Annotated in this window: 25 protein-coding genes; 22 read left to right on the plus strand and 3 right to left on the minus strand. The window is 71.0% G+C overall.

What is annotated here, in order from left to right; all coding sequences use genetic code 11:
• Positions 1 to 322 precede the first annotated feature (322 nt).
• The 15 genes from secY to ACIP4O_RS04420 all read left to right on the plus strand — a co-directional run bounded on the left by secY (position 323) and on the right by ACIP4O_RS04420 (position 14,980).
• Positions 323 to 1,636 (plus strand): preprotein translocase subunit SecY, encoded by a 1,314-nt coding sequence (gene secY, locus ACIP4O_RS04350; RefSeq protein WP_361320368.1) that lies wholly within the window; start codon positions 323 to 325, stop codon positions 1,634 to 1,636.
• Positions 1,636 to 2,283, plus strand: coding sequence for an adenylate kinase (locus ACIP4O_RS04355; RefSeq protein ID WP_401571330.1), 648 nt, complete (start codon positions 1,636 to 1,638; stop codon positions 2,281 to 2,283). The genes secY and ACIP4O_RS04355 overlap by 1 nt, the downstream gene beginning before the upstream one ends.
• A gap of 156 nt (positions 2,284 to 2,439) precedes the next feature.
• The gene (map, locus tag ACIP4O_RS04360) at positions 2,440 to 3,276 is read left to right on the plus strand and encodes a type I methionyl aminopeptidase (protein ID WP_401573815.1); all 837 of its coding nucleotides are present in this window, start codon (positions 2,440 to 2,442) and stop codon (positions 3,274 to 3,276) included.
• 195 nt (positions 3,277 to 3,471) lie between these two features.
• Complete coding sequence (gene infA / locus ACIP4O_RS04365; RefSeq protein ID WP_003948620.1) at positions 3,472 to 3,693, plus strand: translation initiation factor IF-1; 222 nt, start codon at positions 3,472 to 3,474, stop codon at positions 3,691 to 3,693.
• 63 nt (positions 3,694 to 3,756) lie between these two features.
• Positions 3,757 to 3,870 (plus strand): 50S ribosomal protein L36, encoded by a 114-nt coding sequence (gene rpmJ, locus ACIP4O_RS04370; protein WP_003974245.1) that lies wholly within the window; start codon positions 3,757 to 3,759, stop codon positions 3,868 to 3,870.
• Positions 3,871 to 4,095: 225 nt separating this feature from the next.
• Entirely contained in the window at positions 4,096 to 4,476 is a 381-nt protein-coding gene (rpsM, locus tag ACIP4O_RS04375; protein WP_030994294.1) for a 30S ribosomal protein S13, read from the plus strand.
• A gap of 68 nt (positions 4,477 to 4,544) precedes the next feature.
• Complete coding sequence (gene rpsK / locus ACIP4O_RS04380; protein ID WP_008747488.1) at positions 4,545 to 4,949, plus strand: 30S ribosomal protein S11; 405 nt, start codon at positions 4,545 to 4,547, stop codon at positions 4,947 to 4,949.
• Between the two features lie 140 nt (positions 4,950 to 5,089).
• Positions 5,090 to 6,112, plus strand: coding sequence for a DNA-directed RNA polymerase subunit alpha (locus ACIP4O_RS04385; RefSeq protein ID WP_007826018.1), 1,023 nt, complete (start codon positions 5,090 to 5,092; stop codon positions 6,110 to 6,112).
• Between the two features lie 266 nt (positions 6,113 to 6,378).
• Positions 6,379 to 6,843, plus strand: a complete 465-nt coding sequence (gene rplQ / locus ACIP4O_RS04390; RefSeq protein ID WP_164285252.1) for a 50S ribosomal protein L17 — start codon at positions 6,379 to 6,381, stop codon at positions 6,841 to 6,843.
• Between the two features lie 81 nt (positions 6,844 to 6,924).
• Positions 6,925 to 7,779 (plus strand): tRNA pseudouridine(38-40) synthase TruA, encoded by an 855-nt coding sequence (truA, locus tag ACIP4O_RS04395; protein WP_361320374.1) that lies wholly within the window; start codon positions 6,925 to 6,927, stop codon positions 7,777 to 7,779.
• Between the two features lie 221 nt (positions 7,780 to 8,000).
• Positions 8,001 to 9,566 (plus strand): glycosyltransferase family 2 protein, encoded by a 1,566-nt coding sequence (locus ACIP4O_RS04400; protein WP_401571334.1) that lies wholly within the window; start codon positions 8,001 to 8,003, stop codon positions 9,564 to 9,566.
• Between the two features lie 25 nt (positions 9,567 to 9,591).
• The gene (locus ACIP4O_RS04405) at positions 9,592 to 10,683 is read left to right on the plus strand and encodes a glycoside hydrolase family 26 protein (protein ID WP_401571337.1); all 1,092 of its coding nucleotides are present in this window, start codon (positions 9,592 to 9,594) and stop codon (positions 10,681 to 10,683) included.
• A complete protein-coding gene (locus tag ACIP4O_RS04410) occupies positions 10,683 to 12,449 on the plus strand; it encodes a glycosyltransferase family 39 protein (RefSeq protein WP_401571339.1) in 1,767 nt (588 codons plus the stop codon). Before ACIP4O_RS04405 ends, ACIP4O_RS04410 begins: the two co-directional genes overlap by 1 nt.
• Positions 12,446 to 14,146: a glycosyltransferase family 39 protein gene (locus ACIP4O_RS04415; protein WP_401571342.1), complete on the plus strand. Its 1,701-nt coding sequence runs from the start codon at positions 12,446 to 12,448 to the stop codon at positions 14,144 to 14,146. The genes ACIP4O_RS04410 and ACIP4O_RS04415 overlap by 4 nt, the downstream gene beginning before the upstream one ends.
• Before the next feature lie 39 nt (positions 14,147 to 14,185).
• Positions 14,186 to 14,980 carry a polyprenol monophosphomannose synthase gene (locus tag ACIP4O_RS04420; protein ID WP_401571344.1) on the plus strand — a complete coding sequence of 265 codons (795 nt, stop codon included), beginning with the start codon at positions 14,186 to 14,188 and terminating at the stop codon, positions 14,978 to 14,980.
• Between the two features lie 69 nt (positions 14,981 to 15,049).
• Here ACIP4O_RS04420 and ACIP4O_RS04425 read toward each other — a convergent pair whose 3' ends face one another.
• Positions 15,050 to 15,922, minus strand: coding sequence for a hypothetical protein (locus ACIP4O_RS04425; protein ID WP_401571346.1), 873 nt, complete (start codon positions 15,920 to 15,922; stop codon positions 15,050 to 15,052).
• Between the two features lie 298 nt (positions 15,923 to 16,220).
• On the opposite strand from ACIP4O_RS04425, the gene rplM reads away from it, so the two are divergent.
• The 5 genes from rplM to ACIP4O_RS04450 all read left to right on the plus strand — a co-directional run bounded on the left by rplM (position 16,221) and on the right by ACIP4O_RS04450 (position 20,891).
• Complete coding sequence (gene rplM / locus ACIP4O_RS04430; protein ID WP_361320388.1) at positions 16,221 to 16,664, plus strand: 50S ribosomal protein L13; 444 nt, start codon at positions 16,221 to 16,223, stop codon at positions 16,662 to 16,664.
• A gap of 42 nt (positions 16,665 to 16,706) precedes the next feature.
• On the plus strand, positions 16,707 to 17,222 hold the full coding sequence (gene rpsI / locus ACIP4O_RS04435) for a 30S ribosomal protein S9 (protein ID WP_007826038.1): 516 nt from the start codon (positions 16,707 to 16,709) through the stop codon (positions 17,220 to 17,222).
• Between the two features lie 236 nt (positions 17,223 to 17,458).
• Positions 17,459 to 18,826 (plus strand): phosphoglucosamine mutase, encoded by a 1,368-nt coding sequence (gene glmM, locus ACIP4O_RS04440; protein WP_401571349.1) that lies wholly within the window; start codon positions 17,459 to 17,461, stop codon positions 18,824 to 18,826.
• Positions 18,827 to 19,063: 237 nt separating this feature from the next.
• Positions 19,064 to 20,017, plus strand: coding sequence for a DUF389 domain-containing protein (locus ACIP4O_RS04445; protein ID WP_401571352.1), 954 nt, complete (start codon positions 19,064 to 19,066; stop codon positions 20,015 to 20,017).
• A 94-nt stretch (positions 20,018 to 20,111) separates the two neighbouring features.
• A complete protein-coding gene (locus tag ACIP4O_RS04450; protein WP_401571354.1) occupies positions 20,112 to 20,891 on the plus strand; it encodes an SAM-dependent methyltransferase in 780 nt (259 codons plus the stop codon).
• Positions 20,892 to 20,911: 20 nt separating this feature from the next.
• On the opposite strand, the gene ACIP4O_RS04455 is transcribed toward ACIP4O_RS04450, so the two are convergent.
• Together ACIP4O_RS04455 and coaA are read right to left on the minus strand one after the other, a co-directional pair.
• Complete coding sequence (locus tag ACIP4O_RS04455) at positions 20,912 to 22,015, minus strand: phytase (RefSeq protein ID WP_401571356.1); 1,104 nt, start codon at positions 22,013 to 22,015, stop codon at positions 20,912 to 20,914.
• A 158-nt stretch (positions 22,016 to 22,173) separates the two neighbouring features.
• Positions 22,174 to 23,160: a type I pantothenate kinase gene (gene coaA / locus ACIP4O_RS04460; protein ID WP_401571359.1), complete on the minus strand. Its 987-nt coding sequence runs from the start codon at positions 23,158 to 23,160 to the stop codon at positions 22,174 to 22,176.
• Positions 23,161 to 23,361: 201 nt separating this feature from the next.
• On the opposite strand from coaA, the gene ACIP4O_RS04465 reads away from it, so the two are divergent.
• Together ACIP4O_RS04465 and glmS are read left to right on the plus strand one after the other, a co-directional pair.
• Positions 23,362 to 23,550 (plus strand): hypothetical protein, encoded by a 189-nt coding sequence (locus ACIP4O_RS04465; RefSeq protein ID WP_401571360.1) that lies wholly within the window; start codon positions 23,362 to 23,364, stop codon positions 23,548 to 23,550.
• A 168-nt stretch (positions 23,551 to 23,718) separates the two neighbouring features.
• On the plus strand, positions 23,719 to 25,566 hold the full coding sequence (gene glmS / locus ACIP4O_RS04470; protein ID WP_401571363.1) for a glutamine--fructose-6-phosphate transaminase (isomerizing): 1,848 nt from the start codon (positions 23,719 to 23,721) through the stop codon (positions 25,564 to 25,566).
• Positions 25,567 to 25,703 lie beyond the last annotated feature (137 nt).

The raw sequence follows: 25,703 nt of genomic DNA on the forward strand, positions 1-25,703 counted from the left end.
CACACCCCACCGGGGACACTCCAGGGTTCTTCCCTGGGGTGTCCCCGGTGGTCGTTGTGGGGGGTGTGCGCCGGTGTGTGGTGCTGTGGCCGCCGTTTCTGGCGCGCGCTCCCCGTGGCCGGTCGTTCCCCAGGGACAGGGAGCGCCGGTAAGGTGGCGTCGACTGTGCCGCGTGGCGTGTCCCTGTGGGGTGTCACGCGGTTGTCTCTGTGAGAACAAAGCAGTACCGCAGTAGTCCCGTAGTAGTTCCGTCAGTTCCGTTACCGCCGAACCTCAAGACCGTCACCTCTGGCGCAGTAGCGCGGGGGTCGCAGGAGGCACCGTGCTCACCGCGTTCGCCCGAGCGTTCAAAACGCCCGACCTGCGCAAGAAGCTGCTCTTCACGCTGGGCATCATCGTGATCTACCGGCTCGGTACGCACGTACCGATCCCGGGGGTGAACTACAAGAACGTCCAGACCTGTCTCGACCAGGCCAACACCAACTCCGGCCTCTTCGGCCTGGTGAACCTGTTCAGTGGCGGGGCGCTGCTCCAGATCACCATCTTCGCGCTGGGGATTCTCCCCTACATCACGTCGAGCATCATTCTCCAGCTGCTCACCGTCGTGATCCCGCGACTCGAAGCCCTCAAGAAGGAGGGCCAGTCCGGTACGGCGAAGATCACCCAGTACACCCGTTACCTGACGGTCGCCCTCGCGGTGCTCCAGGGCACCGGGCTCGTCGCGACCGCGCGCAGCGGCGCGATCTTCCAGGGCTGCTCGGTCGCCGGGGACATCGTCCCGGACCAGTCGATCTTCACGACCGTCGTCATGGTCCTCACGATGACCGCCGGTACCGCCACCGTCATGTGGCTCGGTGAGCTGATCACCGACCGCGGCATCGGCAACGGCATGTCGATCCTGATGTTCGTCTCGATCGCGGCCGGCTTCCCCGGCTCGCTCTGGGCGATCAAGAAGGGCGGCGACCTCGCCGACGGCTGGATCGAGTTCGGCACCGTGATCCTGGTGGGCCTCGTCATGGTCGCTCTGGTGGTCTTCGTCGAGCAGGCCCAGCGCCGTATCCCGGTCCAGTACGCGAAGCGCATGATCGGCCGCCGTTCCTACGGCGGGACGTCCACGTACATCCCGCTCAAGGTGAACCAGGCGGGCGTGATCCCTGTGATCTTCGCCTCGTCGCTCCTCTACATCCCGGCGCTGATCGTCCAGTTCACCGATTCGCAGGCGAGCTGGGCCACCTGGATTCGCGACAATCTGGCCGATACCTCCGCGTGGCCGCACGTGGTTCTGTACTTCTTGCTCATCGTCTTCTTCGCGTTCTTCTACGTGGCCATCTCGTTCAACCCCGAAGAAGTCGCGGACAACATGAAGAAGTATGGTGGGTTCATCCCGGGCATCCGGGCTGGCCGACCGACCGCCGAGTACCTGAGCTACGTACTCAACCGGATCACCTGGCCGGGCTCGCTGTATTTGGGGCTGATCGCGCTGGTGCCGACGTTGGCACTGGCGGGCTTCGGGGCTAATGGCAACTTCCCGTTCGGCGGGACGAGCATCCTGATCATCGTGGGTGTGGGTCTGGAGACCGTGAAGCAGATCGAGAGCCAGCTCCAGCAGCGCAACTACGAAGGGTTCCTCCGCTGATGCGTATCGTCCTCGTCGGGCCGCCTGGGGCGGGCAAGGGAACGCAGGCCGCGTTCCTCGCCAAGAAGCTGTCGATCCCGCACATCTCCACCGGAGACCTGTTCCGGGCGAACATCAGCCAGGGCACCGAACTGGGGAAGCGCGCGAAGTCCTACATGGACGCGGGCAACCTGGTTCCGGACGAGGTCACCATCGGGATGGCGAAGGACCGCATGGAGCAGGAGGACGCCGCGAACGGCTTCCTGCTCGACGGCTTCCCCCGCAACGTCGGCCAGGCCGAGGCGCTGGACGGCATCCTCAAGGAGTGGGGTGTGGGGCTCGACGCGGTCCTGGACCTGGAGGTCCCCGAGGACGAGGTGGTCAAGCGCATCGCGGGCCGCCGCATCTGCCGCAACGACTCCAGTCACGTCTTCCACGTCACGTACAGCAAGCCGAAGCAGGAGGGCGTCTGCGACGTCTGCGGCGGCGAGCTGTACCAGCGGGACGACGACAAGGAGGAGACGGTCCGCAAGCGCCTGGAGGTCTACCACACGGAGACCGAGCCGATCATCGACTTCTACCGGGCGCAGGACCTCGTCAGGACGATCCCCGCGCTCGGCAAGGTGAACGAGGTCACCGAGCGGGCGCTGGCGGCGCTGGAGGGCTGAGGCCCGGCCTCTCCCCTCGTGGCGCGCTGTCGTCGCTCATGTCGTACGTGCTACGGCCGTACCCCTTCCCGGGGGTGCGGCCGTAGTGTTGTGTGCGAGTTCTTTTCAGGTCCACCAGGACAGATCCACCAGGAACGGGAGCCGTGAAGCATGGGCGTGGTCGAGATCAAGACCCCGGAGCAGATCGCGAAGATGCGTGAGGCGGGTCTTGTCGTCGCCGCCGTGCACCGCGCGACGCGGGAGGCGGCCGTGCCGGGCGCCACGACGCGCGACCTCGACCAGGTGGCGCGCAAGGTGCTCGCCGAGCACGGCGCGAAGCCGAACTTCCTCGGGTACGGGGGCTTCCCCGCGACGATCTGCACCTCGGTGAACGACGTCGTGGTGCACGGCATCCCGGACGACGAGACGGTCCTCAAGGACGGGGACCTCATCTCGATCGACGCGGGGGCCATCGTGGACGGCTGGCACGGGGACGCGGCCTTCACCGCCTTCGTGGGCTCGGGTCACGCTCCGGAGCTGGTCGAGCTGTCCCGGGTGACCGAGGAGTCGATGTGGGCCGGGATCGCCGCGATGAAGCTCGGCAACCGCCTCGTGGACGTTTCGCGCGCGATCGAGACGTACATCCGCCGGCAGCCGAAGCCGGGCGGCGGCAAGTACGGGATCATCGAGGACTACGGCGGGCACGGCATCGGCACCGCGATGCACATGGACCCGCACCTGCTGAACTACGTCGAGCGGCGGCGCGGCAAGGGCCCGAAGCTCGTGCCCGGCTTCTGCCTCGCCATCGAGCCGATGGTCTCGCTGGGGTCGCCGAAGACGGAGGTGCTGGAGGACGAGTGGACGGTCGAGACGATCGACCACTCGTGGTCCTCGCACTGGGAACACTCGGTGGCTCTGACCGCTGAGGGGCCCATTGTCCTGACGGCCGAGGACGGCGGGAAGGCGAAGCTCGGGGCGATGGGGATCACCGTGGCGCCCGATCCGCTGGGCTGACCTTTTGTCCTCAATCGCCGGACAGGCTGGAAAACCAGCCTGTCCGGCGATTGCTGGTTGAGAGGGGCCGTCCGTGGGCAGACATAGGCGATTCGTGTTTCTTCGAGGGGTGACGTAGACTCGGTCGTCGGCTCTCGTGTATCGGCATGTCCGCGACACGGAGTCGGCCAAGGTAGTCGATTCGAAGGGCGAAGCGTGGCCAAGAAGCAAGGTGCCATCGAGATCGAGGGCACTGTCGTCGAGTCTCTGCCGAACGCGATGTTCAAGGTCGAGCTCCAGAACGGCCACCAGGTCCTGGCACACATCAGCGGCAAGATGCGCATGCACTACATCCGCATCCTCCCTGACGACCGGGTCGTGGTGGAGCTCTCTCCGTACGACCTGACGCGTGGCCGGATCGTCTACCGGTACAAGTAGATCTGACCCCGCCCGCCCCCCGGCTCCCGTGGAGCGGGCACTGACCCGGAGAACCTCACCGCAATGAAGGTCAAGCCGAGCGTCAAGAAGATCTGCGACAAGTGCAGGGTGATCCGCCGTCACGGCCGGGTCATGGTCATCTGCGACAACCCGCGCCACAAGCAGCGCCAGGGCTGACCCAGATCCCTCCCCGCGTTCGCAGTTCTCTCGCGTGACGTAGCAAAGTACATATACGCAGGACCCGTCCCTCTTCTTCGCGCCCATGGAGTGATCCATCGGTCCGAGGAGGGCGACACCCCCGGCGCGGAGGCCGGGGACCCAGTCCGTACCAGGCCCGTAGGCGGCCTCGGCGGGTGGGAGCGGTGCTGCGGCAGACCTCCGAAGCATTCACAGGAGCCTTGAATGGCACGCCTTGAAGGTGTGGACCTCCCGCGCGACAAGCGCGTCGAGGTCGCCCTCACGTACGTGTTCGGTATCGGCCGGACGCTGTCCAAGCAGACGCTGGCCGCGACCGGTGTCGACCCCAACACCCGCGTCCGCGACCTTGCCGAGGAAGACCTCGTCAAGATCCGCGAGTACGTGGACGCCAACATCCAGACCGAGGGTGACCTCCGTCGCGAGATCCAGGCCGACATCCGCCGCAAGGTGGAGATCGGCTGCTACCAGGGTCTTCGCCACCGTCGCGGCCTTCCCGTCCACGGCCAGCGCACCAGCACGAACGCCCGTACCCGCAAGGGCCCGCGTCGCGCGATCGCCGGCAAGAAGAAGCCGGGCAAGAAGTAGTCCTCAGCAGTCGACCGTCGATCGACAGCGTCGCGCTGTAGGACCGACCACCTCCACGGGAGTAATACATGCCTCCGAAGGGCCGTCAGGGCGCTACCAAGAAGGTGCGCCGCAAGGAAAAGAAGAACGTCGCTCACGGGCACGCCCACATCAAGAGCACGTTCAACAACACGATCATCTCGATCACCGACCCGACCGGGAACGTGATCAGCTGGGCCTCCGCCGGCCACGTCGGCTTCAAGGGCTCGCGCAAGTCCACCCCCTTCGCCGCGCAGATGGCCGCCGAGTCGGCCGCCCGCCGCGCGCAGGAGCACGGCATGCGCAAGGTCGACGTCTTCGTCAAGGGTCCCGGCTCCGGCCGTGAGACCGCGATCCGCTCGCTCCAGGCCACCGGCCTGGAGGTCGGCTCGATCCAGGACGTCACCCCCACGCCGCACAACGGCTGCCGTCCCCCCAAGCGCCGCCGCGTTTGAGTTGACTGCCGGGACCGCCGGTCCCGGATCGCCGTGAGGTGCCGTACGGCCCAGGGGTGCTCACCCCCGGGCCGTACGGCCGCCTCCGGCCCCCGTAGGGCGTCAAATAGTGGTCGCCCACGACAGAAGGAAAGACACGCATGCTGATCGCTCAGCGTCCGTCGCTGACCGAAGAGGTCGTCGACGAGTTCCGCTCGCGGTTCGTCATCGAGCCGCTGGAGCCGGGCTTCGGTTACACCCTCGGCAACTCCCTGCGCCGCACGCTCCTCTCCTCGATCCCGGGTGCCGCCGTCACCTCGATCCGGATCGACGGCGTCCTGCACGAGTTCACCACCGTGCCGGGTGTCAAGGAGGACGTGACCGACCTCATCCTCAACATCAAGCAGCTCGTCGTCTCCTCGGAGCACGACGAGCCCGTCGTGATGTACCTGCGCAAGCAGGGTCCGGGTGTCGTCACCGCCGCCGACATCGCGCCCCCGGCCGGTGTCGAGGTGCACAACCCCGACCTCGTGCTCGCCACGCTCAACGCCAAGGGCAAGCTGGAGATGGAGCTGACCGTCGAGCGCGGTCGCGGCTACGTCTCCGCCGTCCAGAACAAGCAGGCGGGCCAGGAGATCGGCCGTATCCCGGTCGACTCCATCTACTCCCCGGTGCTCAAGGTCACGTACAAGGTCGAGGCGACCCGTGTCGAGCAGCGCACCGACTTCGACAAGCTCATCGTCGACGTCGAGACCAAGCAGGCCATGCGGCCGCGTGACGCCATGGCGTCCGCGGGCAAGACGCTGGTCGAGCTCTTCGGCCTCGCGCGTGAGCTGAACGTCGACGCCGAGGGCATCGACATGGGCCCGTCCCCGACGGACGCCGCGCTCGCCGCCGATCTCGCGCTGCCGATCGAGGAGCTGGAGCTCACGGTCCGCTCGTACAACTGCCTCAAGCGGGAAGGCATCCACTCGGTCGGCGAGCTCGTCGCCCGCTCCGAGGCCGACCTGCTCGACATCCGCAACTTCGGTGCGAAGTCGATCGACGAGGTCAAGGCGAAGCTCGCGGGTATGGGCCTGGCGCTGAAGGACTCGCCTCCCGGGTTCGACCCGACGTCGGCGGCCGACACCTTTGGTGCGGATGACGACGCGGACGCGGGGTTCGTGGAGACCGAGCAGTACTGAGTTCCGCGGGGCGGGGGCGGGATCTCTGGTCTCGCCTCCGGCTCGGGTGTCCTCAAGCGCCGGACGGGCTGGATTTTGTTCGGCGGGACTTCGGGTGCGGGTGCGTGATCGCGCTTTGCGCTCGTCCTCAAACGCCGGACGGGCTGGATTCTTTTCCGCCCGTACCGGATTCCGGACCTCGGGCCGGATCTCCGTCGGGGGTTTCCCCGCGCGGACACTGTCGTCGGTACCTCGTACGGCCGGCGCAGACACACTAGGAGTTGGATATGCCCAGGCCCACCAAGGGTGCTCGTCTCGGCGGCGGTGCCGCGCACGAGAAGCTGCTGCTCGCGAACCTCGCCAAGGCGCTGTTCGAGCACGGCAAGATCACCACGACCGAGGCGAAGGCGCGGCGGCTGCGGCCCTACGCCGAGCGTCTGGTGACCAAGGCGAAGAAGGGTGACCTTCACAACCGCCGCCAGGTCCTCCAGGTCATCACCGACAAGAGCGTCGTCCACACGCTCTTCACGGAGATCGGCCCGCGGTACGAGAACCGCCCGGGTGGCTACACCCGTATCACCAAGATCGGCAACCGTCGTGGCGACAACGCGCCCATGGCGGTCATCGAGCTGGTGGAGGCCCTGACCGTGGCCCAGCAGGCCACCGGCGAGGCCGAGGCCGCGACGAAGCGCGCGGTCAAGGAGGACGAGGCGAAGACCGCCGAGTCCACCGAGGAGTCGAAGGACGCCTGAGTCCCCGGACTCGAATGACAGCGGGCCCGTCCCTCCGGGGGCGGGCCCGCTGCCGTACCACCACAGAAAGGGGCGGCCCCCGTGCGGCTGCGGCTGGACTTGAGTTACGACGGCACCCAGTTCCACGGCTGGGCCAGGCAGCCCGGCGGGCGGCGCACGGTGCAGGAGACGCTGGAGGAGGCGCTCCGGGTCGTCACGCGCGCCCCGGAGCCGTACGAGCTGACCGTCGCGGGGCGGACGGACGCGGGCGTGCACGCGCGCGGGCAGGTCGCGCACGTCGAGATGGCGGACGAGGTGTGGGCCGAGCACGGCGAGAAGCTGCTCAAGCGGCTCGCCGGGCGGCTGCCCAAGGACGTACGGGTGTGGCGCGTCGCCCCCGCGCCCGAGGGCTTCGACGCGCGGTTCTCCGCGATCTGGCGGCGGTACGCCTACCGCGTCGCCGACCAGGCGGGCGGGGTGGACCCGCTGCTGCGCGGCCACGTGCTGTGGCACGACCGGCCGCTCGACCTCGACGCGATGAACGAGGCGGCCGAGGGGCTGCTCGGAGAGCACGACTTCGCCGCGTACTGCAAGAAGCGCGAGGGCGCGACGACCATCCGCGAGATGCAGCAGCTCTTCTGGACCCGGCGCGCGGACGGCGTCCTGGAGGCGACCGTGCGCGCGGACGCCTTCTGCCACAACATGGTGCGCTCGCTCGTGGGGGCGCTGCTCTTCGTCGGGGACGGGCACAGGCCGCCGTCGTGGCCCGCGAAGGTGCTCGCCGCCGGGGTTCGGGACTCGGCGGTGCACGTCGTACGGCCCGTGGGGCTCACGCTCGAAGAGGTCGGGTACCCGGCGGACGAACTCCTCGCTGCGCGCAGCGTCGAGGCGCGGAACATGCGCACGCTCAAGACGGCGGGCGACAACGCGTCGAGCGGGTGCGGGGGTTGTGACTGAGGAAGGGGGACGCTTGACCTCGCGGCCTCCTGGCTCGTATATGCTCGCGAACTCCGGGTGAGTTCTTCGAACGGCTCGCCGAAAGAGTTCGGGGTCCTTGTGGCCCGGGGGTTTGTATGAGCGCCATCAATTCCGCATCGCGCGAGACGCCCCAGCCCAGCCCACCCCAGTCCGGCCGCCGGCGGCGGTCCGGCGGGGGCGCGGCGGAGTGGCGCCGGGCGGTGGCCCACAGCCACGGGCTGCTGCCGCAGCCGCCCGACGACCGCGAGAAGTACTCCTACGCGCAGCGCAACCGCTGGGTCCTGACGGCGGGTTCGTTCATCAGCTTCGCGTGCCTGGGCCTCAGCCAGCTCATGTTCACGGCGTCGAGCCCCTGGTTCTGGGTCATGATGCCGCTGCTCGCCTTCGTCGTCGTCGACTACCTGCTCTCCTTCGTGCTCGACAGTTTCAGCAAGGACTTCGACCTCAAGAAGCACCGCGCGCTCGTGCGGTCCTGGCGGCCCGCCGCGTACCCGAGCGTGGACGTGTTCCTGCCGGTGTGCGGCGAGCCCATCGAGGTGCTGCACAACACGTGGACGCACGTGCGCGCGCTGAGCGGTACGTACGCGGGCCCCGTCGAGGTGCACGTCCTGGACGACGCGGACGACCCGGACGTGGCCCGCATGGCCGCCGACTTCGGCTTCCGCTACCTCGTGCGCCCCAACCGGGGCTGGTTCAAGAAGGCCGGGAACCTGCGGTACGCCTTCGAGCGCACCCGGGGAGAGCACATCCTCATCCTGGACGCCGACTTCGCCCCGCGCGCCGACCTGCTCGACGAACTCCTCCCGCACATGGACGAGGAGAAGGTCGCGATCGTCCAGTCCCCGCAGTTCTTCCGCATCGTGGACCGGCAGAACTGGATCGAGCGCGGCGCGGGCGCGGTGCAGGAGCAGTTCTACCGCTCCGTGCAGACCTCCCGCGAGGACAAGGACGGCTCGATCTGCGTCGGCTCCTGCGCGGTCTACCGGCGCTCCGCGCTCGACGAGATCGGCGGCATCTCGCTCATCGAGCACTCCGAGGACATGTACACGGGCTTCGACCTGCGGGCGCTCGGCTGGAAGCTGCGGTACGTGCCCGTCGCGCTCTCCGCCGGGGTCTGCCCCGACACGGCGGGCGCCTTCCACAACCAGCAGTACCGCTGGTGCATGGGCTCGCTGTCGCTGCTGACGTCGAAGTCCTTCTGGCAGATGGACCTCAAGCTGCTGACCCGCCTGTGCTACGTCTCCGGCTTCCTCTACTACCTCCAGACCGCGCTGCTCACCTTCATCGCCCCGCTCATCCCGCTCTCGCTGCTCCTGCTCCGCCCCGACCTGCTGCGCGCCCAGGCCGGTCTGCTGATCCTGCCGAGCGTCTTCTACGTGACCCTCGTGCTGCCGCTGTGGCACCGCGCCCCCTACCGGCTCGAAGCGTGGGCGGTGCGGATCATGTACGGCTGGTCGCACGTCTTCGCGGTGTGGGACGTGCTGCGCGGGCGGCCCATGGGCTGGAAGCCGACCGGCTCGGACGGCGCGAAGAAGAACGGCATGGGCCGCTACTGGGCCGGGATGATCGGCTGGACCGGCGGCACCGCCGTGCTGTGGGTCGCGGTCTCGGGCTGGCGGCTGCTCACGGGCTACCCGCCGGACTACGCCCTCATGCTCTCGGGCGGGCTCTTCTACGCGGCCGTCGTCGCCCGCGTCCTCGTACAACCGCGTGCCGCCCGGGCGCAGGCCCCGCTGCCGCCCACCCCTCAGGAAGCCCTCGTATGATCTTCTCCCCCCAGGGAGTTCCCGCATGACCTCCCCCCACGCCACGGCGTTCCCGCGCCGGGCCGCGCTCGGCGTTCTCGCGGGCGCCGCCGCGCTCGGCGCCGCCGGCTGCTCCGTCTTCAGCGACGAGGGCAGGTCGCAGTACGAGCGCGCGCAGGGCCACTCGGACGCCACGGCCTCGACGGACGGCGGGGCGACGCCCTCGCCGAAGCCGAGTGAACTCCCGTACGACGTGCGCCCACTGCTCGCCCCGGCGAAGAAGTACTTCGGCGTCGCGCTCGACGGGGCGCCCGCCTCGGTCGCGCCGCTCGCGCGCTTCGCGAAGCAGGCGGGCAAGAAGCCCGACCTCGTCGAGTTCTACTCGGCGTGGGGCGACGCCTACGAGACGCGGCTCGCCGTCAACGCCTGGGACTACGGGGCGCTCCCGTACATCGCCTGGGAGCCCTTCAAGAAGACGCTGCGGCAGATCGGCGCGGGCAAGGACGACACGTACATCCGCGGCTTCGCGCGGGACGTGCGCGATCTCAACCAGCCCGTCGCGATCAGCTTCGCGCACGAGATGAACGGCCACTGGTACCCCTGGGGCAGCAAGAAGGCCACCCCGGCCGAATTCGTGCGCGCCTGGCGGCACCTCCACGAGGTCTTCGCCGACGAGGGCGCGACGCAGGTGATCTGGGTGTGGAGCCCGAACGTGATCAACCCGGTGCCGGACGTGCGGCTGCGCCCGTACTGGCCGGGGGACGCGTACGTCGACTGGGTCGGCGTCATCGGCTACTACGGGGCCGATGGACCGGCCACCTTCCGGACGCTGTACGGGCCGACGATGGACGAGGTACGCGCCTTCACGAAGAAGCCCTTCCTCATCGCCGAGACCGCCGCCGAGGACACCCCGCGCAAACCCGCCGACATCCACGACCTTTTCACCGGGGTCGAGGCGCGCGACGACGTGCTCGGGCACGTGTGGTTCGACTTCGACAAGGAGGCGGACTGGCGCATCGCGAGCGACCCGGCCGCCGAGGCCGCCTACCGCCGCGAGGCGGCGGCGCCCTCGTACGGCTTCGACGTGCGGGCGGCGGGCGGGAAGGGCGCGGCAGCGAGCGGGGGAACGGGCCGCTGATGGACTCCTGGAACACGGCGGGTCCGGGGACGTACGAGGGCGACGCGGCTCCGCGTCCGTACGAGGGGGACACCGCTCCGCGCCCGTACGAGAGCGACGCCGCCCCGTACCCGTACCCCCCGGCCGGCGCCGGCCCCGATCCCGCCCTCGATCCCCCCACCCAGAACTTCGCGCGCGTCCCCGCGCCGCAGGCGGACGCCTTCGACCTCAACCCGCAGCGCGCGCCCGTCGCCGGGTACCGCGTGCCCGAGGTGCCCGAGTCGGCGTGGTCCGTCGACACCCGCAGATCCACGCTCATCAGCCGGGGCGTGCTCCTGTGCGTGCTCCTCGTGCAGGCGGTCCTCACGCTGCGGCTCGGCGGCTCCGTCTTCCAGGACGAGGCGCTGTACATCGCCTCGGGCCACTACGAACTCGCCAACCTGCTCCACGGCACGCCGCTGCCCGTCGACTTCGCCGCCTACTTCTCCGGGCACCCCAAGCTCTACCCGGTGCTCGCCGCGCTCGTCGACGACCACTTCGGGCTCTCCGGGGTCCGCTTCCTGAGCCTGCTCTTCCTCCTCGCCACGACGACGCTCCTGTACGCGAGCACGCGCCGCCTCTTCAACGCGCGCTCCGCGCTGGGCGCCGCCGCGCTCTTCGCCGTCGTGCAGCCCACCCTCACGCTCGGCCGCCTCGCGACGTACGACGGCGCCGCGCTCTTCCTGCTCGCGCTCGGCCTGTGGCTCGTCGTGCGCACCGGGCGCATGCGCGTACCCGCCGTGCTCCTCGCGGCCCCGCCGATCGCGCTCGCGTGCGGCGTCAAGTACGCGGCGGCGCTGTACGTACCGACGCTCGTGCTCCTCGCGGTGCTCACCGCCTACCGGCAGCGCGGCGCGCGCACGCTCCTGCGCGGTGTCGTGCTCGGCGCCGGCGTCCTCGCGCTGCTCGGCATCGGCTACGCGCTCTCCGGGCCGCTCGGCGGCATCACCTCCACGACGACCGACCGCGCCCACGGCGGCGACCCGGCGAGCAGGCTGCTCGACCACAGCGCCCAGTGGGGCGGACTGCTCGTGCTCACGGCGGCGGGCGGCAGCCTCGCGTACGTGCTGCGGGCCCGCATGGTCGAGATGCCGTGGGTACGGGGCAGCACGCCGGGGCGCTGGCGGCGCGCGCTGCTCGGCGTCCTCCTCACGGGGACCGCGTTCCTCGCCCCCGCGTACCAGATCCACCTCCAGACGGAGGTCTCGCTCTTCAAGCACGTCGGCTTCGGGCTGCTCTTCGCCGCGCCGATGGCAGGGCTGGGCATGTCCCGGCTCATCGGGCCGCACTTCCGCAATCCGCAGCTCGGCATCATGCTCTTCGTGCTGACGCTCGTGCTCGGCATGGTGCAGGCGCAGAACGCGTTCAGCTGGCCCGACGCGCGCGGCCCCGCCCAGTACCTGCGCACGGTCGTGGACAAGAAGGGGCTCTACCTCGCCGAGGAGTCCGAGGTGCCCGCGTACCTGCTGCGCGACCGCACCGGGTGGAACCAGTGGGTCAACACGACCTTCTTCCAGTACACGGCGAAGGACGGCAAGCGGTACGAGGGCCCCGACCCGGCCGGGTTCGCGGCGGCCGTGCGCGATGCCCGCTTCGACGCGATCATGCTGCGCGGCGGGGTGACGCCCGAGGTCGACGCGGCGGTCGAGAAGGCGCTGCGCGGCAATCCGCACTACCGGCTGACGGGGCGCTTCCCCACCACGACGAGCAGCGGAGACTCGGTCTACCGGATATGGGTCAAACAGTGAACCGACCGCCGCGGCGGGAGATGTCCTTCGACGGCGAGTCCGAGTCGACCCGCACGATGAGCCTCTTCCTGCCCAGCCAGCAGCGCCGCGCCGCCGACACGGCCGCCGAGGCCGCCGCCCGGACCCCCGAGGCCGTGCGGCCCGCCGTGCCGCGCGAGGACGGGCCCGCCGAGCCGCCCGCCCCGCGCCGCGACCGGGGCGGGTGGCGCACCAGCGCGCCCGTCTTCGCGCTGCCCACGCTGCTCGCGCTCGTCATGCTCCTGCCGGGGCTCGGCGACCGCCAGCTGTGGCGCGACGAGCACGCCACGTGGTGGGCGGCCTCGCTGTCGCTGCACGACCTGAGCGTCCTCACCAAGTCGATCGACATCGTCTTCATCCCGTACTACCTCGGGATGCACGTCTGGATCGCCCTCTTCGGCGACTCCGAGGCGGCCCTGCGCGTCCCCGGCGCGCTCGCCATGGCGGCGGCGGCCGGGCTGCTCGGGCTGCTGGGGCGGCACCTGTTCACCGCGCGCGTCGGCCTCGTCGCGGGGCTCGCCTTCGCGGTGGTCCCGGGGATCACGCGGTACGGGCAGGAAGTGCGCCCGTACGCTGTCGCCGTCGCCGCCGTGCTCGCCTCGACGCTGCTGCTCCTGCGGCTGCTCGAACGCCACGGCTTCAAGGGCTGGTGCGCGTACGCGCTCACCGTGCCGCTCATCGGCTGGAGCCACCTCGCCTCGCTGTGCGTCCTCGCCGCCCACCTCGCCCTCGTCGTCCGCGCCCGCCGCGCGGGGGACCGCATCGCGGGCTGGGCGTGGACGGCCGCCGCGCTCCTCGGGCTGTGCCTCGTACTGCCGATGGCGCTCGCGGGCAGCGGCCAGAGCGGGCAGATCGCGTGGAACAACCCGACCTTCCACGACCTCCAGACCTACCCGGAGCAGCTCTTCGGGAGCTGGGCGGTCGCGGTCCCGGTCCTCGTCCTCGCTGTCGTGGGGGCGCTGTTCGTCCGCGAGTACGTGCTGCCCTTCGCGCTGTGGACGGTGCTGCCGCCGCTGCTCACCTTCGCGACCGCCGCGCAGCTCCACCTCTTCCTGCCGCGCTACCTGCTCTTCACCGTGCCCGCCTGGGTGCTGCTCGCCGCCGCCGCGCTCGGCCGCGCGGGCGGGCGGCTGAACGGCGAGGGGCCGCGCGCGCTGCGTACCGGCGGGCTCGTCCTCGGGCTCGTCGCGGTCGCCGGGCTCACCCTCGCGGCCCAGCCGGGCCTGCGGACCGCGCGCGCCGACATCGCGGGCGAGCCGGACTTCCGGGGCGCCGCCGCGTACCTCCTCAAGCACCAGGAGAAGGGCGACGCGGTCGCGTACGGCGGCACCTTCTCCGAGCGGCGCGCGCTCGACTACGAGTGGCGCGACGCGGCGACGCGGCCCAAGGACGTGCTCGTCTACCGGACCCCGCAGGAGCTCGGGTCCTACGGGGCGCAGGAGTGCCCGCGTCCCGCGAGCTGCCTCGCCACGACGAAACGCCTGTGGCTCGTGACGACCGCGTTCGGCGAGGACCCGTACGGGGACATGCCGCGCGCGAACGCGAAGGCGATCCGCGCCGGCTTCCGCCTCGCGAGCACCAAGAAACTCCACAACGTCAGGGTCCTGCTGTACACGCGCAGCGCGGCGGAGCACGCCCGCGACGACAGCGCCGCCGACCGCGCCGTGCACGCCTCCTGACCTCCCCCTTCCCGTCCCTTTCCGCCGAGGAGCAACCCCGTGAGTCAGTCGTCAGCCGCACCGGGCACACCGGAGAACGCCGCTCAGGGCGACGCCGCGCGCGTCACCGTCGTCATGCCCACGTACAACGAGGCGGCGAACCTGCCGCGCATGGCGGAGGCCGTGCTCGCGCTGCCGCTGCCCGCGCTCCAGCTGAAGATCGTCGACGACTCCAGCCCGGACGGGACGGGCGAGCTCGCCGACGAGCTGGCGGAGAAGTACAACGCGGGCGGCGGCGCGCGCCCCCGCATGACCGTGCTGCACCGCACCGAGAAGGACGGCCTGGGGCGCGCGTACGTCGCGGGGATGAGCGCGGCGCTGGAGGAGGACGCCGAGTTCGTCGTGCAGATGGACGCCGACGGGAGCCACCCGGTCGAGGCCGTGGTGCGGATGCTCGCCGCCGCGCGCGCCGAGGACGCCGGGCTCGTCGTGGGCAGCCGGTACGTCGAGGGCGGGCAGCTCGACGAGGAGTGGGGCCGCCACCGCGTACTGCTCTCGCGCTTCGCCAACGCCTATGCGCGCGCCGTGCTCGGCAGTGACATCCGCGACATCACCGCGGGCTACAACCTGTGGTCGGCCGCGACCCTGCGCGACCTCGACCTCGCGACACTCGACAGCGCGGGCTACAGCTTCCAGGTCGAGCTGAAGTACAAGGCCACGCGCGCCGGGTACCGCGCCGTCGAGGTCCCGATCCGCTTCGAGGAGCGGACGGAGGGGGCGTCGAAGATGACGCTGCGGACGCAGCTGGAGAGCGCGCTCGTGCCGTTGCGGCTGCGGATGCGGGGCGATCGCTGAGGGCCTTACGGGGCGGTCCGGGCGCCGCTTCGGCGTGACCGGTGCCGCTTCCGCGTGGCGGGTGGGGCCTTACGGGGCCGGGGACGCCGCCGCCTTCGAGGCCGCCGCGACGCCGCGGGCGTAGATCTGCCGGAAGGCGTACGTCGACAGCTCGTCGCCCGCCCGGAAGACCTCCGTGTCGGCCTTCGTCACCGCCTTGCCGTCCCGGAAGCCGCCCACCGTGAGGTAGACGTACCGGGCGTAGGCGTTGGTGGTGCTGCGGCACACCGTCGTACGGCAGAAGACGGGCACCCCGGAGCCCGGCAGCGAGGCCACGTTCCCGCGCGCCTGCTCCTTCGCCTTCGCCGCCGCCCCCGCCGAGTCGAAGACCGCGACACCGACCGTGACGGCGACCCCGCCCCTCGTGTACGTCGCGCGCAGCAGCTGCCGGCAGCCGTTCGCCTTCAGCACCCCGCCGAGCGCCCCCTGGGCCGCCGACGCGCAGTCGCCCGTCGCGGCGAGGGGGCCCTTGTCGTACGTACCGGCGTCGAGCCGCAGCTCACCGCCGGGGAAGAGGCCCGCGGCCGTGAGCGGGGCCGTGTCGCGGGCCGCGCTGTTGAGGTACTCGCTGGGGCTCGGGACCGGGCGGGGCGCGACCGAGGAGAAGCGGGGGCTCGCGCTCGTGGAGGGGCTGGGGAGGGTCGCGGTGGGCGGGAGGCTCTTGTGCGCCGCGTCGCTCTTCGTGCCGTCGTCCTTGTTCACCGTGACGAGGACGGTCGCGACGATCGCCGCGACGAGCCCGGTGGCGATGACGCCGAAGGCCGTCCACAGCACGGTCTTGCGGCGCTTGGCGCGGGCGTTCTCCTCCGCGAGCGCGTTCCAGTCCGGGGACTGCCCGCCCGCACCGAAGCCGCCGCCGTCACCGCGTCCGTCACCATGGGGTCCCCCGTGCCCAAAGCTCATGGCGCGCATACTAGTCACACCGCGGGCGGACGGATCTCGGTGCGACGGGGCGGACGATTTTGACCCGTACGGGGACTGGCGGGTAGCCTGGCTCCTCGTTGTGTATTGGCTTGCTCATTCTCACGTGAGGGGCCCTTACACCGGTCCACCAAGCCGATGACCAGCGGTACGCACGCGTTTGCGTCGACGAGTGCGTCCAGGGCTGTCGTGATCGTCCGTGGTGGCCATGTCAGGACCCCCTCCCTGGCCTTCTCGGTCCGGGAGACACCCATCACAGAAGAAGCGAAGGCTACGACCAGTGCGTACGTACAGCCCCAAGCCCGGCGATGTGACTCGCCAGTGGCACGTCATCGACGCCCGGGACGTTGTCCTGGGCCGTCTGGCGTCGACCGCCGCCAGCCTCCTGCGGGGCAAGCACAAGCCGATCTACGCCCCCCACGTCGACACCGGTGACTTCGTCATCGTCATCAACGCCGACAAGGTGCACCTCTCCGGCAACAAGCGGACCCAGAAGCTCGCCTACCGTCACTCGGGTTACCCGGGCGGTCTGCGTTCGGTCCGTTACGACGACCTCCTCGCGAACAACCCGGAGAAGGCCGTCGAGAAGGCCGTCAAGGGCATGCTCCCGAAGAACACCCTCGGCCGTCAGATGCTCTCGAAGCTGAAGGTCTACGCGGGCGAGCAGCACCCGCACGGTGCGCAGCAGCCGCAGCCGTTCGAGATCACTCAGGTCGCGCAGTAAGTCCGGCCACCCCCTAAGACACAGAGAATTCTGAGGAGCATCGTGGCCGAGACCACCGCCGAGCAGCCGATCGAAGAGGCTGTCGACGTCGAGCAGTACACCACCGAGTCCGAGGTCCCCGTCGAGGGTGAGTACACCTCGGAGTCCCTCGCCTCCGCCTTCGGCGAGCCGCAGCCGGCCGCAGGGCTGGGCCGTCGCAAGAACGCGATCGCCCGCGTCCGGATCGTCCCGGGCTCCGGCAAGTGGAAGATCAACGGTCGCACCCTTGAGGACTACTTCCCCAACAAGGTGCACCAGCAGGAAGTCAACGAGCCCTTCAAGGTGCTCGAACTCGACAACCGCTACGACGTCATCGCCCGCATCGCGGGTGGCGGCGTCTCGGGTCAGGCCGGCGCCCTGCGCCTCGGCGTGGCCCGCGCGCTGAACGAGGCCGACGTGGACAACAACCGCGGCGCCCTCAAGAAGGCGGGCTTCCTCCGCCGCGACGACCGTGCCGTCGAGCGCAAGAAGGCCGGTCTCAAGAAGGCCCGCAAGGCCCCGCAGTACAGCAAGCGCTGATCGCGGCCCTCGCCGTATCGCTTGTTCGCCCCGGCGGCACGTTCCGTGTCGTCGGGGCGTTCGCGTTCCCCGGTGGTGCGCGGCGGGCGTGCGAAGGTGCCGGGCGAGCCCGGCGGATGCGCGATGTCCCCGGGGGAACCCGGCCCATGCGGTATGACGTATAACAACTGATGTGCGAAGTGCGGCGGCCCGGTGAACGGCGGGGTCGCTCGTGACAGCGAGCGGGAGGAATCCAGGTGGGACGGCTCTTCGGGACGGACGGCGTACGCGGGGTCGCGGGCGTCGATCTGACGGCCGAGCTCGCGCTCGGGCTCGCGGTCGCGGCAGCACACGTACTGGGGGAGGTCGGGAGCAGGCCGGGGCACCGGCCGACCGCCGTGGTGGGGCGTGATCCGCGCGCCTCGGGCGAGTTCCTGGAGTCCGCGGTCGTCGCGGGCCTCGCGAGCGCCGGGGTCGACGTGCTGCGCGTCGGCGTGCTGCCCACCCCCGCGATCGCGCACCTGACCGGGGTGCTCGGCGCCGACTTCGGCGTCATGCTCTCGGCGAGCCACAACGCCATGCCGGACAACGGCATCAAGTTCCTCGCGCGCGGCGGGCACAAGCTCGCCGACGAGCTGGAGGACCGCATCGAGGCCCAGTACCACCGCCACCGCGAGCCCGGCGCCACCGAGTGGTCCCGGCCGACCGGCGCGGACGTCGGCCGGGTCCGCGACTACGACGAGGGCTTCGACCAGTACGTCGCGCACCTCGTCGCCGTACTCCCCAACCGTCTCGACGGCCTCCGTGTCGTCCTCGACGAGGCGCACGGCGCCGCCGCCCGCGTCTCGCCGGAGGCCTTCGCGCGCGCCGGGGCCGAGGTCATCACGACGATCGGCACCGAGCCCGACGGGCTCAACATCAACGACGGTGTCGGCTCCACGCACCTCGCCCAGCTCCAGGCCGCCGTCGTCGCCCACCACGCGGACTTCGGCATCGCGCACGACGGCGACGCCGACCGCTGCCTCGCCGTCGACGCCGAGGGCCGCGAGATCGACGGCGATCAGATCCTCGCCGTCCTCGCCCTCGCGATGCGCGAGCACGGCACGCTCCGCAAGAACACCGTCGTCGCGACCGTCATGTCGAACCTCGGCTTCAAGCTCGCCATGGAGCGCGAGGGCGTGCACTTCGAGGAGACGGGCGTCGGCGACCGGTACGTACTCGAACGCATGAAGGCGCAGGGGTACGCGCTCGGCGGCGAGCAGTCCGGGCACGTCATCCTCCTCGACCACGCCACGACGGGCGACGGCACCCTCACCGGGCTCATGCTCGCCGCGCGCATGGCCGAGACCGGGCGCTCCCTCGCCGACCTCGCCTCCGTCGTCACGCGGCTGCCGCAGGTCCTCGTCAACGTCCCCGACGTCGACCGCTCCCGCGTCGCCTCGGCGCCCGAGCTGCGCACCGCCGTCGAGGAGGCCGAGCACGCCCTCGGCACCACGGGCCGCGTCCTGCTCCGGCCCTCGGGCACGGAGCCGCTCGTGCGGGTCATGGTCGAGGCGGCGGACATCGAGCAGGCCCGCTCGGTCGCGAGCGGACTCGCGGACGTGGTGAAGTCGACGCTGGGCTGAGGAGCACGCTTTCTCCGCCACCGGCGCGGTGGCGACGACCCGGAGCTGCCGGGTGGTCGCCACCGCTCCGACGCACCGCGGGACGAGATCATCGGCCTGCTCGCGGAGCCGCCGAGGCGGATCAACGTGCACCCGTACGCGGCGGCTCCGGTCGTGGCGGGCTGAGGTTTCGCGGGTGGCGGTGCGGCGAGGGGTGGGGTCGCGGTGCGCGCGGTTCCGCGCCCGTACGATCCCCGCATGCTGCATGTGCGCGTCATCGTCCCGGCCCGCCGCACCGAGGAGTTGCTGGGGCTCCTGCGCGAAAGCGTGGGGGTGACCCACCTCGTCGTGCTGTCCGGCGCCGCCCGCGAGCCCGCGGGTGATCTCGTCGAGTGCGAGGTCGCCCGCGAGGCGGCCGACGAACTCCTCGACCGGCTCCAGGGATTCAGGCTCGGCGAGGACGGCGGGATCACCGCCGGGCACCTCGACCTGACCCTCTCGCAACCCGCCGAGCGGGCCGCGCGCGAGGCGCCGGGGGACGCCGCCGACGCCGTCGTGTGGCAGGAGTTGAGCGACGCGAGCAACGAGGACTCGACGCTCACCGTCACCTACCTCGCCTTCCTCGCCCTCGCGACGATGATCGCCGCGTGCGGGGTCATGCTCGACAACGCGATCCTCGTCGTCGGCGCCATGGCGATCGGTCCCGAGTTCGGGCCGCTCGCCGGGATCTCCACCGCGCTCGTGCGCAGCGCCCCGCGGCTCGCGGCCCGTTCGCTCCTCGCCCTGGTCGTGGGCTTCCTCGTCGCCATCGCGGTGACGGTCCTCTTCAGTCTGCTGATGGACCACTGGAGCCTCTTCAGCCGGGCGCGGCTCGACGGGAAGCGTCCCAACACCGGCTTCGTGTACGCGCCCGACGCGCTCTCCTTCGTCGTGGCCGTCCTCGCCGGGATCGCCGGTACCCTCTCGCTGACCTCCTCCAAGTCCGGCCTGCTCGTCGGCGTGGCGATCTCGGTGACGACGGTGCCGGCCGCGGCGAACGCGGCCGTCGCGCTCTCGTACGGGGAGTTCGGCCAGATGCGGGGCTCTCTCGAACAACTCGGCCTGAACCTCTCCGGCATCGTCCTCGCCGGCACCCTGACCCTCCTCGCCCAGCGCCTGCTGTGGTCGGAGCTGCGCGAGAGGACCGGTGGGGGCGGACGGCGCCGGGTGTGACCCGGGGCGCGGACGACATTGACCGTGCGGCATGCTGGAGGTCTGTCAACTCGCCGTCAGCAGCGTCAGGTTCGCCCCACTAAGGACCGCATTCATGAGTTACGACCCCCGCGTCGACACCAGTAGGCCGCACCCCGCGCGCGTCTACGACTGGCTGCTCGGAGGTGTGGACAACTTCCCCGCGGATCGCGCCGTGGGGGAGGGGCTGCCCGCCGCCGCGCGGCAGAACGCCCGCTGGAACCGGCAGTTCATGCACCGCGCGGCGCGGTACGTGGCCGGGCGCGGCGTACGGCAGTACCTCGACATCGGCACCGGCATCCCGACCGAGCCGAACCTCCATCAGGTCGTGCAGGGCCTCGTACCGAGCGCCCGCGTCGTCTACGCGGACAACGACCCGCTCGTGCTCGCGCACTCCGCCGCGCTCCTCGTCGGCACGCCCGAGGGCGCCACGCACTACCTCGACGCGGACGTGCGCGCCCCGGCCGAACTCCTCGACCGGGTCGGCGACTTCCTCGACCTGGGGCAGCCCGTCGCGCTCTCGCTCGTCGCGCTGCTGCACTTCCTGCCCGAGGACCAGGACCCGTACGGGGTCGTGCGGGCTCTCGTCTCCCGCCTGGCGTCCGGGAGTTACCTCGTCCTGACGCACGGCACCGCGGACGAGCACCCCGAGCTGGAGGAGACGACGAAGGACAGCTACCGGCGCGGCGCGATCCCGCTGCGGATGCGGACGCGCCACGAGGTCGAGCGGTTCTTCACCGGGCTCGACCTCGTGGCCCCCGGACTTGTCACGGCCAACTACTGGTACCAGGAGGGTGACCGGGTGCCGCCGCGGGAACGGAGCGGGTTCTGGGCCGGGGTGGCGCGGGTGCCGTAGAGCCGCTGCCGCCGCGGCCTCTACAGTCCGGCCGTGATCCGCTGCAACGGAACGTACTTGAAGTTCTGGTTTCCGCTGCTGCCCGGCGTCGAGTTGGAGCCGTCCTGGCAGACGAAGAGGCCGTTCGGGAAGGCGGGGCCGAGGGGCTTGTCGCTCGCGTCGATGCCGTCCGTGTCCGAGCAGCCGTCGGTCGCGCTGCCGCTGGCGACGGAGAAACGGCCCTGGTAGGCGCCGCTCGTGCGGTCGTAGACGCTGTAGTCGTCGCTGCCCTGGGAGGACGCGAACAGGTGCGTGCCGGCCGCGGTGATGCCCTCGACGTCGGCGGTGAGGTGGCCGCCGGACGCGGTCGAGTCGAGGAGGGTACGGCTCGTACCGGCGCCGGGCTCGGCCCCGTACTTCCAGATCCCGGTGTCCTCCTCGCCGACGTAGAGCGCGCCGGTCCTCTCGTCCGCGTAGCAGCCCTCGATCTCGTCGCCGACGTCGAAGAGACGCACGGAGGTCGCGGTGACGCTGTCGCCGCTGATCTTCAGCTCCCACTGCTCCAGGCGGCCCGAGGGGGAGTTGGGGTAGGCGTAGAGCTTCCCGGTGGACGGGGAGCGGTACATGCAGATGCCGTGCGCGGTGACCTCGGTGGCGACGTCCTTGAGGTGCGTGAGCCGCCGGGTCGCCGGGTCGATGCGGTAGATGTGCATCGCGCCGTCGCCGTCCTCGGCCTCGTCGTCGGCCGAGACGACGATGTCGTCCCGTACGTCCACGTTGTTGCCGTAGTCGCCACTGATCCGCTGAAGCCGCTTGCCCGCGAGGTCGTACACCTCCAGGGCGCCCTTCTTGTCGGTCGCGACGACGGCCGACTTCGCCGGGTCATCCGGATTGACCCAGATCGCCGGGTCGTCGGCGGCGTCCCCACTGTGCCCGACGGGCTCGGTCTCCACGGACGCGGTGACGGAGAAGGCGGCGGCGGAGGGCGCGGCGGGCGTGGCGGGCGTGGCGGGCGTGGCGGGCGCGGCGGGCGTGGCGGGCGTGGCTCCGAGAGCCGCGGGGGCGGCGGCGAGCGCGGCCGGGGTGAGGAGGGCGAGGGCGGCGGTGGAGACGAGAAGGGGGGCGACGAGGCGTCGGGGGCGCATGGGGGGCCTTCCGGGGGGCGGGTTCCGGGCGGGATACGAGCACCCGGAATCTACGGCCGCGGCGCGGTACGGGGGGCCAACGAGGGGTGAACTTCCCGCGCGCGGGGGCGATATCACGCCACGCGCGGGAAGGCCCTCTGTGCGCCGGCGGCCAGGCGTCAGAGCTTGCGGAGGCGGACGCGTTGGACTTTGTGGTCGGGGCCCTTGCGTATGACGAGGGTCGCGCGGCCTCTGGTGGGGGCCACGTTCTCGATGAGGTTCGGTTCGTTGATGGTGTGCCAGGTCCGGCGGGCGTAGGCGAGGGCTTCTTCCTCGGAGACCTGGGTGTACTTGCGGAAGTACGAGGACGGGTCCTGGAAGGCCGTCTCGCGCAGGCGGCGGAAGCGGTTGAGGTACCACTCGCGGATGTCCTGCGGGCGCGCGTCCACGTAGACGCTGAAGTCGAAGTAGTCCGCGAGGCCGACGCGGGTACGGCCGTCGCTGCCGGGCAGGGCGGGCTGGAGGACGTTGAGGCCCTCCACGATGAGGATGTCCGGACGCGCGACGGTGAGGCGCTCGCCGGGCACGATGTCGTACGTCAGGTGCGAGTAGACGGGCGCGGTCACGTTGTCCTTGCCGGCCTTCACGTCCGCGACGAAGCGGGTGAGCGCGCGGCGGTCGTACGACTCGGGGAAGCCCTTGCGTGCCATGAGGCCGCGCTTCTCCAGCTCCGCCATCGGCAGCAGGAAGCCGTCCGTCGTGACAAGCTCGACGCGCGGATGCTCCGGCCACCGCGCCAGCAGCGCCTGCAACAGGCGCGCGACGGTGGACTTGCCGACCGCGACACTCCCCGCGACACCGATCACGAACGGCGTGCCGTACTGCGTGCCCTGCTCGCCCAGGAAGGTGTTGAGCGAGCCGCGCAGGGCGTCGTTGGCGTCCACGTACAGGTTGAGCAGGCGCGAGAGCGGCAGGTAGACGTCGCGTACCTCGTCGAGGTCGATGACGTCGCCGAGGCCGCGCAGCTTCTCGACCTCGTCGGCCGTCAGCGGCAGCGGGGTCTTGGCGCGCAGCGCGCTCCACTCGTCCCTGGTCAGATCCACGTAGGGAGTCGCCTCCGGCCTGCGGTGGGCGCTCCTCGGGGGTGAGGTGATCACACGTCCCATTGTCGCGCCCCTGTTGCGTGCGGTGGGGGTGGGGTGCGTCACGCGGGGCGGCCGGGGGCGGCGCCCGGGGGACGGCGCGGGGGTGCGCCCGGGGACCGGCAGGGGGCGCGGGACTATGGATTTTCTGTGTGTGCGGCGAGTAGGTTCCGTCGTCGGGGGGTGGCGCGCATGGGGCGTGGATGGTGGTGGCGTCGTGACGGAGTGCGACGGGGACGCGGGGCGGGGTACGGGGGCCGGCGCGAGGAGCGGCTGGCCGCGCTGGTCGAGGACCTGCCCGACGAGGACATAGGGGAGGACCTGGAGGCGCAGGCCGACGCCTACCGCTTCGGCAGCAAACCGCGCTGCGAGGAGGTCGAGTACCTGGAGCTGCTCGCGGAGGCCCGCGAGTGAGGGCGAGAGGCTTCGCGCCCGGACGTGCGCGAAGGAGAACAGGGGGTCGCGCTCACCGAGGCGCGCGAGCGAGGCCGGGTGGCCGCGCTCACCGAGGCGCGCGAATGAGGCTGGGTGGGGCCGCGTCGCTCTCCGGAGGCGGGCACTCCCTCGCCGTACTCTTCCGTTATGTGCGGAATTGTGGGATATGCCGGAACGCAGTCGGCTCTTGACGTCGTCCTCGCCGGGCTGCGTCGCCTGGAGTACCGGGGCTACGACTCGGCGGGCGCCGCCGTGCTCGCGGATGGGGGGCTCGCGACGGCGAAGAAGTCGGGCAAGCTCGCCAATCTGGAGAAGGAGCTGATGGAACGGCCGTTGCCGAGCGCGACGACCGGCATCGGCCACACCCGCTGGGCCACGCACGGCGCGCCCAACGACGCCAACGCCCACCCCCACCTCGACAACGCGGGCCGCGTCGCCGTCGTCCACAACGGCATCATCGAGAACTTCGCCGAACTGCGCGCCGAACTCCGCGCGCGCGGCCACCACCTGGAGTCCGAGACGGACACCGAGACCGTCGCGCACCTCCTCTCCGAGGCGTACGGCTCGCACGGCGATCTCGCGGCGGCGATGCGCCAGGTGTGCGGGCGCCTCCAGGGCGCCTTCACGCTCGTCGCCGTGCACGCCGACGCGCCGGACCGCGTCGTCGGCGCGCGCCGCAACTCCCCGCTCGTCGTCGGCGTCGGCGAGGGCGAGTACTTCCTCGCCTCGGACGTCGCCGCGTTCATCGACCACACGCGCACGGCGATCGAGCTGGGCCAGGACCAGGTCGTGGAGGTGTGGCCGGAGGGCGTGACCGTCACCGGGTTCGACGGGCTCCCGTCGGAGGTCCGCACGTACCACGTGGACTGGGACGCCTCGGCGGCCGAGAAGTCCGGCTACGCCTCCTTCATGCTCAAGGAGATCGCCGAGCAGCCGAAGGCCGTCGCCGACACCCTCCTCGGCCGCGTCGACGAGTCCGGGACGCTGCTCCTGGACGAGGTGCGGGTCCCGCCCGAGGTGCTGCGCGAGACGTCGAAGATCGTCGTCGTCGCCTGCGGGACCGCCTTCCACGCCGGGCTCATCGCCAAGTACGCGATCGAGCACTGGACGCGGCTGCCCTGCGAGGTGGAGCTCGCCAGCGAGTTCCGCTACCGCGACCCGATCCTCGACCACCGCACGCTCGTCATCGCGATCTCGCAGTCCGGCGAGACGATGGACACGCTCATGGCGCTGCGGCACGCCCGCGAACAGGGCGCGCACGTCCTCGCGATCTGCAACACCAACGGCTCGACGATCCCGCGCGAGTCCGACGCCGTCCTCTACACGCACGCGGGACCGGAGGTCGCCGTCGCCTCCACGAAGGCGTTCCTGACCCAGCTCGTCGCCTGCTACCTCGTCGCGCTGTGGCTCGCCCAGCACAGGGGCGAGAAGTTCGGCGACGAGATCGGTGAGGTCGTCTCGGAACTCGCCGGCATTCCGGGCGACCTGGAGCGCGTTCTCGAAACGATGGAGCCGGTACGGGAGCTGGCGCGCTCCCTCGCCGGGCACGACACGGTCCTCTTCCTGGGCCGCCACGTCGGCTACCCCGTCGCGCTCGAAGGCGCGCTCAAGCTCAAGGAGCTCGCGTACATGCACGCGGAGGGCTTCGCCGCCGGCGAGCTCAAGCACGGCCCGATCGCCCTCATCGACCAGGGCCTGCCCGTCGTCGTCCTCGTGCCCTCGCCGCGGGGCCGCTCGGTCCTGCACGACAAGATCGTCTCCAACATCCAGGAGATCAGGGCGCGCGGGGCACGGACGGTCGTCATCGCCGAGGAGGGCGACGAGGCGGTCGCCCCGTACGCGGACCACCTCATCGAGATCCCCGAGGTGCCCACGCTCCTCCAGCCCCTCGTGGCGACGGTCCCGCTCCAGGTCTTCGCCTGCGAGCTCGCGACCGCGCGGGGGAACGAGGTCGACCAGCCGCGGAACCTGGCGAAGTCGGTGACGGTGGAGTGAGGCGTCAGGCGGGGGTGCGGGGCGTGGCGTGGGGGCGGCTCGGGTAGCGGGGGTCCGGGGCCCGGTGGGTAGGGGGTCGCCGGGGCCGGGGCGTAGGTTTTCCCCGGGCCGGGGTTCCGTTCCGGCCGGAGAGGAAC

The organism is Streptomyces sp. NPDC088923, from assembly GCF_044749745.1.
Taxonomy (GTDB): domain Bacteria; phylum Actinomycetota; class Actinomycetes; order Streptomycetales; family Streptomycetaceae; genus Streptomyces.

Coding starts and splice junctions, on each gene's coding strand:
- ACIP4O_RS04355 (WP_401571330.1), top strand. CDS start 1,636: ATGCGTATCGTCCTCGTCGGGCCGCCTGGGGCGGGCAAGGGAACGCAG.
- rpmJ (WP_003974245.1), top strand. CDS start 3,757: ATGAAGGTCAAGCCGAGCGTCAAGAAGATCTGCGACAAGTGCAGGGTG.
- rpsM (WP_030994294.1), top strand. CDS start 4,096: ATGGCACGCCTTGAAGGTGTGGACCTCCCGCGCGACAAGCGCGTCGAG.
- rpsK (WP_008747488.1), top strand. CDS start 4,545: ATGCCTCCGAAGGGCCGTCAGGGCGCTACCAAGAAGGTGCGCCGCAAG.
- ACIP4O_RS04385 (WP_007826018.1), top strand. CDS start 5,090: ATGCTGATCGCTCAGCGTCCGTCGCTGACCGAAGAGGTCGTCGACGAG.
- rplQ (WP_164285252.1), top strand. CDS start 6,379: ATGCCCAGGCCCACCAAGGGTGCTCGTCTCGGCGGCGGTGCCGCGCAC.
- ACIP4O_RS04405 (WP_401571337.1), top strand. CDS start 9,592: ATGACCTCCCCCCACGCCACGGCGTTCCCGCGCCGGGCCGCGCTCGGC.
- ACIP4O_RS04410 (WP_401571339.1), top strand. CDS start 10,683: ATGGACTCCTGGAACACGGCGGGTCCGGGGACGTACGAGGGCGACGCG.
- ACIP4O_RS04425 (WP_401571346.1), bottom strand. CDS start 15,922: ATGAGCTTTGGGCACGGGGGACCCCATGGTGACGGACGCGGTGACGGC.
- ACIP4O_RS04445 (WP_401571352.1), top strand. CDS start 19,064: ATGCTGCATGTGCGCGTCATCGTCCCGGCCCGCCGCACCGAGGAGTTG.
- ACIP4O_RS04450 (WP_401571354.1), top strand. CDS start 20,112: ATGAGTTACGACCCCCGCGTCGACACCAGTAGGCCGCACCCCGCGCGC.
- ACIP4O_RS04455 (WP_401571356.1), bottom strand. CDS start 22,015: ATGCGCCCCCGACGCCTCGTCGCCCCCCTTCTCGTCTCCACCGCCGCC.
- coaA (WP_401571359.1), bottom strand. CDS start 23,160: ATGGGACGTGTGATCACCTCACCCCCGAGGAGCGCCCACCGCAGGCCG.
- glmS (WP_401571363.1), top strand. CDS start 23,719: ATGTGCGGAATTGTGGGATATGCCGGAACGCAGTCGGCTCTTGACGTC.